Below are 10,424 nucleotides of genomic sequence, written 5' to 3'. Positions count from 1 at the left end.
AACGCAATAAATGCGAATTTTCAAAGGGAAATTAATCGCATTTAATCGAAGATCATTAACCATTAATAGTGAATTGAAAAGAAATCTGTACGTAAAAGGATATTATCCAAGTAGATGAGTATTAAAATGTTTTCTCACCAGTTATTTAACAACGTCAGTAAAGATAAAAAGTGGATATGATTTGCGTTCATTAAACGTAATCCAATAATGATTAAATTTAACAAAAATCCGGGGTTAAAAGTGATAAAAACGACGGTTAGAACTTTAACCAATTAAAACTATCAGTTAAAAAATGACGTTTAATCACAGGTTAAATCCTACCCATCATAAAACGCAGGGTGGGATCTCACTTTTTACCTTAACCTGTTTAATTTATTTATCAGTGATCCTATTTCCCCTTTATTTTATATTTACCTAACCTGTTATAATCATTTAAAAGCACGAATACCGGAGTGTTAAAGCTTTTATATCAGAGCGGATTAAACGCAATAAATACCGCTTTTCAAAAGGACAGTTAATGACATTTAATCGAAGATCATTAACCGTTAATAGCGAGTTGAAAAGAAATCCGCACGTAAAAGGATATTATCCAAGTAGATGAGTATTAAAGTGTTTTCTCACCAGTTATTTAACAACGTCAGTAAAGATAAAAAGTGGATATGATTTGCGTTCGTTAAACGTAATCCGATAATGATTAAACTTAACAAGAAGCAGGGGTTAAAAGTAATAAAAACGATGGTCAAAATTTTATACCGATTAAAACCACCAGTTAAAAACATGAATTTTAATCACAGGTTAAATCCTACCCATCATAAGACCCAGGGTGGGATCCCATATTGTTTACCCTACTAGTTTAATTTATTTACCAGTGACTCTATCTTCCATTTATTTTACATTTACCTAACCTGTTATAATCATTTAAAAACTCTAATATCGAAGTGTTAAAGATTTTATATCAAGAGCAGATTTAACTCAATAAATGCAAGTTTTCAGAAGAAGGGTTCATTGCACTAATAGAAAACCATTAATTATAATGAAAGTTCTATTAACGATAAAGTTAAATACTTCAATAAGGCCATAGAAGCCTATAAAAGTTCTGTTTCTTATTTAGAACATCATGGAATACACTCTGTATCAACAGAATTCTTTATCTGAATCTGAGTGACCTGTATCCCTGTAGCGTCAGCCAGCTCTGTTGAGATAACCCTTTCTATTTACACAGAGAAAAAATTCAAATACCGACAGTCATAATATCTGCCTTCGTTAAGTAAAGTTATCCATCATTCTATATTCTTCGATCATCTTTCTGAAAACAGTTCATTCAGTCTAATTAGTCACATGAGATACGAAAATCATGATCAATGAAATCATTCTGTGGTCAAAATAAACTAAACCAGTAACACTCATAAATATATCTCACCTTAGGAGATATAGATACAAACAAGAGAGTGAACTTATAACACGATATTATTTTCTGAGAATTTTAAGAATATTCATGGTTTCCTTATTATTACCGTTATCGTATAAGTGATATAAAAACGTATTTGGTGGTTGATATTGATCGGCATTCAAATTAGCATGAAACACATTTAATGATTGATGGAACATTGCACATGATAGAAGCTGTTGCGCTTACTCAAGCCGGCTACTTGACCAACAAACCTGAAACCATGCGTAAAGAGCTTGGGCAATATTTCACTGGTAGTGTTGTAGCAGACTACATGGCATCGTTGCTGACTCCTGTAAAAGCCTCCTCTATTCGTATTCTTGATGCGGGGGCAGGAGCGGGTATCCTAACCATTTCTGCCGCTATGCGCTGTTTGGCTCTTGGTAGTAATCAGGTTCATGCTGTTCTTTATGAAATCGACGAAGATATTTTATCCGACCTCGAAATGAACATGTATAAGGTCGCCAAAGCCTTCAAAGAACAAGGAGGAAAATTTACCTTCAATATTCATCATGAAGACTTTGTCCTGGCAAGGCCAGATCGAACAGAAGAACCCTTTCATATTTCCTCAATCAATCCGCCTTATTTTAAATATAACTCTAAAACATCACCTTATTCAGGAGCCACTGCAGACCTATTTGCGGGTAACCCGAACATCTATGCATCTTTTATGGCAATTGTAGCGGCCTGCATGGCTGATAACGGCCAGATGATAGTCATTGCTCCACGCAGCTTCACTAATGGTTTGTACTTCAAAGGTTTTCGACAATACCTAAACCGTACCATGAGCCTTGAAAAGCTCCACATTTTCCGATCAAGGAATCAAGTATTCAAAGAACTTAACGTTCTTCAAGAAAACATCATTTGTTCCTACCGAAAAAATCAGCAAGGCAAACTTATTGATATTTGTACATCAAACGGGTACGCCGACTTTAACCAGACAGAAATAAATACCTATCCAACAAAACAAATAATAGACAGTTCTAATACGCACGAAATAATTCGTATCCCAGAATCACTGGAAGACGCGCAGATTTTGAGAAATGTAGAACTCTGGGCATCCAGCTTTCAGGATAATGGATATTTTATTTCTACTGGACCAGTAGTGGAACATCGGACAAGAGAATACATCGTTAATCCAGATAACAAAACTGGCAGCATTCCATTACTGAAAATGCACAATATCAAAGCCTTTAAGACAGAGTGGACGGGTACCAATAAGAAAGATGTTCGCTTCCTGTTACTTGATGGTCATGAAAAGCATACCTCGAAAAATCTCCCCTATGTCATCTTGAAGCGTTTCAGTTCAAAAGATGAAAAGCGTCGATTAGTGGCTGGGGTACACAACCCAGATACCATCAAAAGCAATCTAATAGCTCTGGAAAACCACTTAAATTACATTGGTCATAATGAAGGCCCTCTCAGCCAAGCCGAGGCATACGGATTGGCGTTGCTATTTAATTCAACCTTACTGGATAAGTATTTTCGGTGCATATCCGGCAGCACACAAGTGAATGCAACAGAGATCAGACTATTAAAACTCCCTACCCGCGACATAATCCAACAAATAGGACTGGCTTATCAAACAAACAAAACTATCACACAAGCACAAACCGATGCCCTGATAGAGCATTTTTTAAGAACAATAGGAACTCAATCTAAACATGAACAAAAGAGAAGAAAAACTGCAACAAGCCCAAATATTACTCAAAACACTTGGATTGCCAAAACAGCAATATAACAACCGCTCAGCATGGGTTTTCCTTGCCTTAGCAAATATTAAACCAGCAGATGATTGGAGCAATGCACAAGCGCCCATGCTCCCCACCGTAGATATTATGCAATTCATCCGGGAACATTACGGACAGGACTATAAGCCCAATTCCAGAGAAACAATACGACGCCAAACACTTCATCAATTCGAACAAGCTCGCATTATAGATCGCAACCGAGACAATTTATCCAGAGCAACCAACAGTAAGGATAACAACTACTCATTGAACCAGCCCATTCTTGAAGTATTGCGCGAGTTCCCCAATGGACAATGGCAACAAAAGATTGAGGAATACAAAGCTGACTTACAAAACCTCCAGGAACTTTACCGCCGTACCCTGGACATGCAGAAAATCCCTGTAACGCTGCCCAACGGACAGAAAATCAAGCTATCCCCAGGTAAGCATAACCAACTACATGCTGACATTGTGCATGAATTTTGCCCCCGCTTTATTGGCGCAGGTGGAGTAATACTCTACATAGGTGACACAGCTAGCAGTCGTGAAGAAGGTGGCAAATTGATGATACTGGAAGAAGCAACGTTGGTAGCATTAGGCATCCCTCCAATGTCACATGACAAGCTGCCTGATATTGTGGTTTACGACGAGAAAAGGAAATGGCTATTCCTTATCGAAGCTGTGACCAGTCACGGCCCCATATCACCAAAACGCTGGGTTGAACTAGAAAACACCTTAGCAAACTGCAAAATAGGCCGAGTTTATGTAACAGCCTTCCCAAATACGGCAGAATTTCGTAAAAATGCAGCGGATATTGCCTGGGAAACTGAGGCTTGGATTGCTGATAATCCGGATCACATGATCCACTTCAATGGTGATCGTTTCTTAGGGCCGCATCAAAAACAAAGTAACAGCGATAAACAAGAGTAACGAGAATACCTGCAAACATTCTCAATTTGCCGTCATACGCAGTTACGCATATTGGTAAAAATAAACTGGCGGGCGGCGCGGGAGGCGGATAACCCGGCGGCTATCAGCAGCTTTGCCCCTTACCAACACCCGATGATGAACGCTCAGCAAGAACTGAGCCAGCTCTCCATTTACCAGCGGGTGTACCAGACCCTGCGCATCAAAGCCCAGGACATGATTTAGATAACTTTTCATTAGGAAACATATCATTTGGTAATGGCTCTGATTATCTTGAAATGATAGTAAATATTAATAGTAAGGATAATTTTAATCATTGGTGGATTGGTGAAAATAAACCTAAAGAATTTATTGTCATAGCAATATCTGATCCTTATACCATATTGCTAAACACTATTGCTGGTGAGGTTTTTGTCATGACCAGTGAATCATCAATGGATGACTTTGAACAAGTTTCAGCTAGTTTTGAATGATTTATCAGAGGTGTTGGAACCATTTTCTTAGGTAAAGAAGCATCCACAAAAATCATTAAATATGTCGGTTCTCAGACAAATGAATTTTGAGAAGAAATAGCAAATTAAATGATGTTAAGGCCGGAAAGATCTGCGTTATCTTCCGGCCTTCTTATAATCTATCTTGGTGAATACCCACGGCAATCCAGTGCCGACTGGAGCTTATAGATTACATCCTTGATCCAAGCAACGAAGTAGTTCTGCCCTGACAGCCGGTGATCATGGTTTTATAGAGAGCCTGGACAATCAGGCGAAAGTGGTTATAGCAACAGCGTGAACAGATACCATGATTGGTAAAGAAAAATTTGCCTAATTGGCCTTTATAAATCAGTAAAAAAGTTGTCTATAGAAATAAAAATGGCTCACCGAAATGAAGAGGATCATTTTTTTGTGCAAGTTTTTATTAAAAAAATGAATATAATTATTAGGATAAATCTAATCAACACATATTCAATGAGTTTGAACCTATCTCTCCACATGCCCCCATTCGACTGACTAGTCCGTTTACTCTCTCACCAGTGATTCAGCCAGGACAAACTCATACTAATGTGAGTAAAAGTATTTTTACTACAAAGTAATTAATTTTTTTATTTGATGTTGCAGATCGCATTTTGGTGATCAAAAGAGGCGCTATTATGCATTAGTAAAATCGCTTAACGGTGGATAAAGATAAAACTGCACTCTATTTGCCCGTATAACGATGAAACTTGCCATTCAATCTTAATCATTACTATTCATTCAGAGGTCTATTATGGGCAGTACCGGGAGTGTAAGTGCGTGGGATGAAGCATTATTAATTGCGGCTATTCAATATCCTGTTCCTGTGATTAAGAGACCTGAAGATATTCAGGTTCAGGTGCAGCAAATCTGTAAAACGATAGATTCAACTAAAGCCGGTTATCCTGATCTGGATTTAATTGTATTTCCTGAATATTCTGCTCAGGGGTTGAATACTAAAATCTGGACCTATGATGAAATGTTGTTGTCACTGGAAAGTCCAGAAGTTGATAGTTTTCGCCAAGCTTGTATTCGCAACAATATCTGGGGCGTGTTTTCGTTAATGGAGCGTAATGAAGATCCATCACAGCCACCTTATAACACGGCGATCATTATTAATAACAGCGGTGAAATTGCGCTGCATTACCGCAAGTTGCAGCCTTGGGTGCCAATTGAACCCTGGATGCCAGGCAATCTGGGCATGCCAGTCTGTGGGGGACCTAAAGGAGCAAAGCTGGCAGTGTGTATTTGTCATGATGGAATGTTTCCTGAGCTGGCGCGCGAAGCAGCCTATAAAGGCTGTAATGTTTTTATCCGTATTTCCGGTTATTCTACCCAAGTCAACGACCAGTGGATCTGGACCAACCGCACTAATGCCTGGCAGAACTTAATGTATACCGTATCGGTTAATCTGGCAGGCTACGATGAGGTTTTTTATTATTTCGGTGAAGGTACAATTTGTAATTACGACGGTAATATTATCCAGCAAGGGCAACGTAACCCTTGGGAAATTGTTACCGCTGAATTGTTCCCGCGTCTGGCAGATAAGGCCCGTGAGAACTGGGCGCTAGAGAATAGTATTTTTAATCTCGGTTGTCGAGGTTATGTTGGTAAACCCGGCGGGGAGAGAGCTAATTATTTGACTTGGGTGCGCGATCTGGCAAACGGTGAATATAAACTGCCTTGGGATGAAAACATCCGTATTCGTGATGGTTGGAAATATTATCCAGAAGGTGTGCAATTGGGGCCATTACCGAAAGTTGATAATTAACTGCTCAGTCTGGTATTTTCCTGATGTGAAAGGTATTGTGGAAATATAGGATATAATGATTATCGGGTTGGTCATGATATTTTTTCCTTCATTATGCCCTATATTTATTTACCAGAATTATTTTTTAAATTGAAAATATTATAAATATCTTATCGGATAATTATTATAAAAATTTTCGCTCTCATTATCTTCTGATTGATTCAATTTATTACTACCAAGTTCAAAAAACTGAGTTCCGTTAATTACAGAACCCAGCCATTATTTTTCTATCACTCATTAGCAATGTAATATAAACAGTTTACCTGCCAGAATTAATCATTATCTGCAAAGCTTTTTCAATGCTGAGATCAATTTTTGGATACCTAATTCAACTTTGCTACGGGGGCATCCTGCATTAAAACGCAGGAAACCATTGCCATCTTCACCATAAATTCTACCCGGCATAATAGCAACTTTCTCTTCATGGATAAGTATTTGCTGCAATTTATCATCGTCAATATGCAAATTACGCAGGTCTATCCAGGCCAAATAAGTCGCCTGTGGCGGCTGCCAGTTCAGTTGTGGAAATGCTGCATTCAGTTCCTGAGCAATATAGTTCAAGTTACCACTCAGATAATCGCGTAATGCATCAAGCCAGGGTTGCCCTTCCCGGTAAGCCGCAATATGGGCTGATATCGAGAAAATAGCAGGAGAAGATAATCCATAACGCTGCATTAATTGATGGGAATATGCCGCACGACTATGATCATCATAAATGAAACCATAAGCCCCTGTCAGCGCAGTAAGATTAAATGTCTTAGATGCCGAAGTGATTAATGCCCAGCGAGTCGTAGCAACTTCACTCCAGGGAATATGTTTCGTTTCTCCCCTGAGTATATCCATATGAATTTCATCACTGATGACACTGACATTATAACGTTGACACAATTCAGACATAGTTTTAAGTTCAGAATGACTCCAGACTTTACCAGTTGGATTATGTGGACTGCACAGCAATAATATTTTTGTTTCCGGTTGAGATAGCAAGGCTTCAAGTTGATCCATATCACACACCCAATCATTGCCTTGTTTCTCAAATGGGCAAGAAAGTAGTTGCCGCTGGTTCCCTTGAATAATTTTATAAAAGTTATTGTAAGCAGGAGTATGGACGACAATACCTTCACCGGGTTCAGACCAGATTCGGATTAACTGTGAAACCATGTACATCACAGAAGGGCCATAAACCATCCAATTTGTATTGATTTCACAATTAAATTGTTGCTGATACCAATGACGTATAGCACCAAGAAATTCTTCATGCTGCCAGCTGCTATAACCCAATATGCCATGATCCACACGTTTCTGTAATGCCTGAATAACACAGGGAGCAGTGGCAAAATCCATATCAGCGATAGTAAAAGGGAGGAGATCGTTAGTACCAAAAAGATCTCCAACATAGTCCCATTGAATACACCAAGTACCGCGGCGATCAATAGGGGTATCAAAGTCAAACATTATTTTCTCCCTTTAAATTAATGCATCAAGCTCATCTTTTACCGACAGAGCTTGCGGCCCGATAACAATTTGTGAAGCATAATATCATCATGACTGCTGGGGGAAGTATCCATCCCCAACATAATGGCTTTAACAGGTATTGTTAAATATTATTTAGCCCCGAAATCATACATATATTAAGTAGAAAACAGGTAGAACCGTAATATTAAAATTCTGCCAAAGGATAAGTGAATTTAGTTAAAGTTATTTTTATATTTTTAATAAATATCATTTTCATCTCGTCACGTAAAATATTTCCAACGCCTATTTACAATAGTGAAAATAAAGGTACAGAGGTAAGAAATTATTTTCTTTTCGAATTCTCCTATCAATTCATTTAAGTAATTATATTAATAATCCCAGTTGATTTATAAAGTAGAAAATATAAACATCTGATAGTTTCAAATTGATATTAATTATATATAACCAAGTAATGCAGCTTTAGCTATTGCCTGAAATTTGTTTCTACAGCCAAGTTTCTTGACAATATTCATTAGGTGAAAATCAACTGTACCTTTAGTGACACAGATGGTTGCTGCAATTTCACTTGATATCATCCCATCTGCGGTATACCTTAATATTTCTAATTCTCTATTTGAAAATGAAGTTTCATCTATATAGAACGATTGCAAATATTTTGTGTTTGATGTCAAATGTCTGATTATCCTAATATATACCCCTAAAATTTCTCCACTGCATTTATACATTGTCTCGTTATCAATATGCCCTTCTTTCCCCGCAACAGAAAATATTCCGTAAGTCCCTGAAAATGCAGGCAACCCAAATGTGATCCCAGAACGAAACCCATGTTTCTGATTCACATACCAAAGTTCTTGTCCATTAGATTCTGAAAAAAAATCTAAGTCCCATACTTTTGAAAAAGAAGGTGGAACAGGCCGGAAACTTAGAACGGGATCAATCATCCAATACTTTTTTTCTATATAAATGTTTCTCCAAGATTCATGATAATTATCAAAAAAATACACTTCACGGTTAGATATAGGAAAGCGAGCCTTTAAGACAAGAGAGAACAAGCTAAACCCCGATATTTTATTAATAATTTCACAAATTTCAGCCACAAAATGAGCATCTACATCTAATTCATGAAATTTATAGGGTGAGGTATATGTTCTATGAATATTCATTCAATGTCCTCTTGAAAATTAAGAATATTGATAGTAAATCACAGTATTAATTATAGTAGCAAAACTTCCATTTAATAAAGAAAATAATCATTTACTGTTATACAGACAAAGGGTATCTGGTAAGTCACAATGTACTATTCGTAAACAAGAGAAATTATATCAATATGATTGAAACTTTAATAATCAGGCAAAACTATATATAAAAATATAATATACTCATATGAAGCATATTAAACCATTTATAAAACAACATAAGCAACCACTCAACACATTAATCTGAAATTCTTATATTTTATTTTTTATAACAATAAGTTAACTTAAATATTCAACTATATAAATTAACCCCTGATAAATATATCAGTAATTTTTCCACATAAACTATGATTTATACCAGTGGATGTTTCTGCTTTAATAGTTAATCATTAAAAAAAAAGAAATTTATTAAAATAATAATGCGAGATCAAAATAACCTTGAAATTTCCAATAGATAATTTAAGTATATAAAGAGGTATTATAATGAGTGAAGTAATTCAAGATCAAAACAATATTGTCACTGCCAGGAATTCTGTTATAGCCGATGTCACCTTTGTTATTGATGTCGATTCAATTGTTGAATTTATTCATAATAACCAAGTTAAGAATTCTCTGGACTCTAAAAATCCAATAACGATCAAGGAATATGTATATATAGCGAGTTATACTCCCGCAGATGGAATGAAACTTAGTAGTTCATCTGGTGCTCGTATAACTGTTCCCGTTAATGCAAATATTAGATGGAGGGCTACAACTGTATCTAATAATTTCGACTATTCTATTATATTGTATAAGTTCCAAAAACTGAGTCTAGGAGAAGATGTCATCTCTCCTCCATCACAAATATGGTCACAGAACCCAACAGGTAAAAAAACGCCAATGATTCCTTCGGGAGTTAATGCGGGAGAGGATGAACCTAAACCCATTTTTGTTGAATCTCGAGATAGTTATTTCCAAGCAACGGCTCATAAGCCAGGTGTAGAACGATATACATGGTTTTTTGCCGCTTATGATGGTACAAAGCTCCTGGGTTATTATCGATACGATCCATATGTTGAAGTAACTAATAGCTAAGTATTTGTATACTTTAATTTCCTACTGGAAAATTATCAAAATAATTTTCCAGTATTTTATTTTCTACTTCATCAACTTACCCAAACATATATAATAAACACCGGATTATATAAAAAAACTTAATAATATTATCTTATAAAATTAAACTTCCAGTAACATAAGTAAACTTTATTTCCCTCCACCAATTCAGCAATCTCACAACAATTATTCTTTTCTCAATCCAAACGCCATTCTTTCTATTATTCATTTATCTAA

The 10,424-nt window shown here is 36.6% G+C and carries 8 protein-coding genes; 5 read left to right on the top strand and 3 right to left on the bottom strand.

Annotation, left to right across the window (positions count from 1 at the left end):
- The first annotated feature begins 1,592 nt into the window (after window positions 1-1,592).
- Window positions 1,593-3,188 (top strand): Eco57I restriction-modification methylase domain-containing protein, encoded by a 1,596-nt coding sequence (locus LGZ99_RS17615; RefSeq protein WP_262979396.1) that lies wholly within the window; start codon window positions 1,593-1,595, stop codon window positions 3,186-3,188.
- Window positions 3,112-4,107 carry a BsuBI/PstI family type II restriction endonuclease gene (locus LGZ99_RS17610; RefSeq protein WP_036841358.1) on the top strand — a complete coding sequence of 332 codons (996 nt, stop codon included), beginning with the start codon at window positions 3,112-3,114 and terminating at the stop codon, window positions 4,105-4,107. Before LGZ99_RS17615 ends, LGZ99_RS17610 begins: the two co-directional genes overlap by 77 nt.
- A gap of 42 nt (window positions 4,108-4,149) precedes the next feature.
- Here LGZ99_RS17610 and LGZ99_RS17605 read toward each other — a convergent pair whose 3' ends face one another.
- On the bottom strand, window positions 4,150-4,341 hold the full coding sequence (locus tag LGZ99_RS17605; protein WP_036841359.1) for a hypothetical protein: 192 nt from the start codon (window positions 4,339-4,341) through the stop codon (window positions 4,150-4,152).
- Window positions 4,342-4,382: 41 nt separating this feature from the next.
- On the opposite strand from LGZ99_RS17605, the gene LGZ99_RS17600 reads away from it, so the two are divergent.
- Together LGZ99_RS17600 and LGZ99_RS17595 are read left to right on the top strand one after the other, a co-directional pair.
- Window positions 4,383-4,577: a hypothetical protein gene (locus LGZ99_RS17600; protein WP_262979395.1), complete on the top strand. Its 195-nt coding sequence runs from the start codon at window positions 4,383-4,385 to the stop codon at window positions 4,575-4,577.
- 790 nt (window positions 4,578-5,367) lie between these two features.
- A complete protein-coding gene (locus LGZ99_RS17595) occupies window positions 5,368-6,384 on the top strand; it encodes a formamidase (protein WP_036841360.1) in 1,017 nt (338 codons plus the stop codon).
- Window positions 6,385-6,702: 318 nt separating this feature from the next.
- Here the strand turns inward: LGZ99_RS17595 and LGZ99_RS17590 are convergent, their stop codons facing one another.
- Both LGZ99_RS17590 and LGZ99_RS17585 read right to left on the bottom strand, forming a co-directional pair.
- Window positions 6,703-7,878 (bottom strand): MalY/PatB family protein, encoded by a 1,176-nt coding sequence (locus LGZ99_RS17590; RefSeq protein WP_021325585.1) that lies wholly within the window; start codon window positions 7,876-7,878, stop codon window positions 6,703-6,705.
- Between the two features lie 455 nt (window positions 7,879-8,333).
- The gene (locus tag LGZ99_RS17585; protein ID WP_262979394.1) at window positions 8,334-9,062 is read right to left on the bottom strand and encodes a LuxR family transcriptional regulator; all 729 of its coding nucleotides are present in this window, start codon (window positions 9,060-9,062) and stop codon (window positions 8,334-8,336) included.
- A 516-nt stretch (window positions 9,063-9,578) separates the two neighbouring features.
- Between LGZ99_RS17585 and LGZ99_RS17580 the strand changes: the two genes are divergently transcribed.
- Window positions 9,579-10,169, top strand: a complete 591-nt coding sequence (locus LGZ99_RS17580; protein WP_023045519.1) for an AidA/PixA family protein — start codon at window positions 9,579-9,581, stop codon at window positions 10,167-10,169.
- Window positions 10,170-10,424 lie beyond the last annotated feature (255 nt).

The sequence above is a fragment of the Photorhabdus temperata genome (assembly GCF_025384845.1).
Taxonomy (GTDB): domain Bacteria; phylum Pseudomonadota; class Gammaproteobacteria; order Enterobacterales; family Enterobacteriaceae; genus Photorhabdus; species Photorhabdus temperata.
Note: the sequence above shows the minus strand (reverse complement) of the source record. Positions and strands in the feature narration are given on the sequence as shown.

What these genes read in the sequence shown, in the direction of transcription:
- LGZ99_RS17590 (WP_021325585.1), bottom strand. Translation starts at nt 7,878, where the DNA reads ATGTTTGACTTTGATACCCCTATTGATCGCCGCGGTACTTGGTGTATT.
- LGZ99_RS17615 (WP_262979396.1), top strand. Translation starts at nt 1,593, where the DNA reads ATGATTGATGGAACATTGCACATGATAGAAGCTGTTGCGCTTACTCAA.
- LGZ99_RS17595 (WP_036841360.1), top strand. Translation starts at nt 5,368, where the DNA reads ATGGGCAGTACCGGGAGTGTAAGTGCGTGGGATGAAGCATTATTAATT.
- LGZ99_RS17585 (WP_262979394.1), bottom strand. Translation starts at nt 9,062, where the DNA reads ATGAATATTCATAGAACATATACCTCACCCTATAAATTTCATGAATTA.
- LGZ99_RS17605 (WP_036841359.1), bottom strand. Translation starts at nt 4,341, where the DNA reads ATGAAAAGTTATCTAAATCATGTCCTGGGCTTTGATGCGCAGGGTCTG.
- LGZ99_RS17580 (WP_023045519.1), top strand. Translation starts at nt 9,579, where the DNA reads ATGAGTGAAGTAATTCAAGATCAAAACAATATTGTCACTGCCAGGAAT.
- LGZ99_RS17600 (WP_262979395.1), top strand. Translation starts at nt 4,383, where the DNA reads ATGATAGTAAATATTAATAGTAAGGATAATTTTAATCATTGGTGGATT.
- LGZ99_RS17610 (WP_036841358.1), top strand. Translation starts at nt 3,112, where the DNA reads ATGAACAAAAGAGAAGAAAAACTGCAACAAGCCCAAATATTACTCAAA.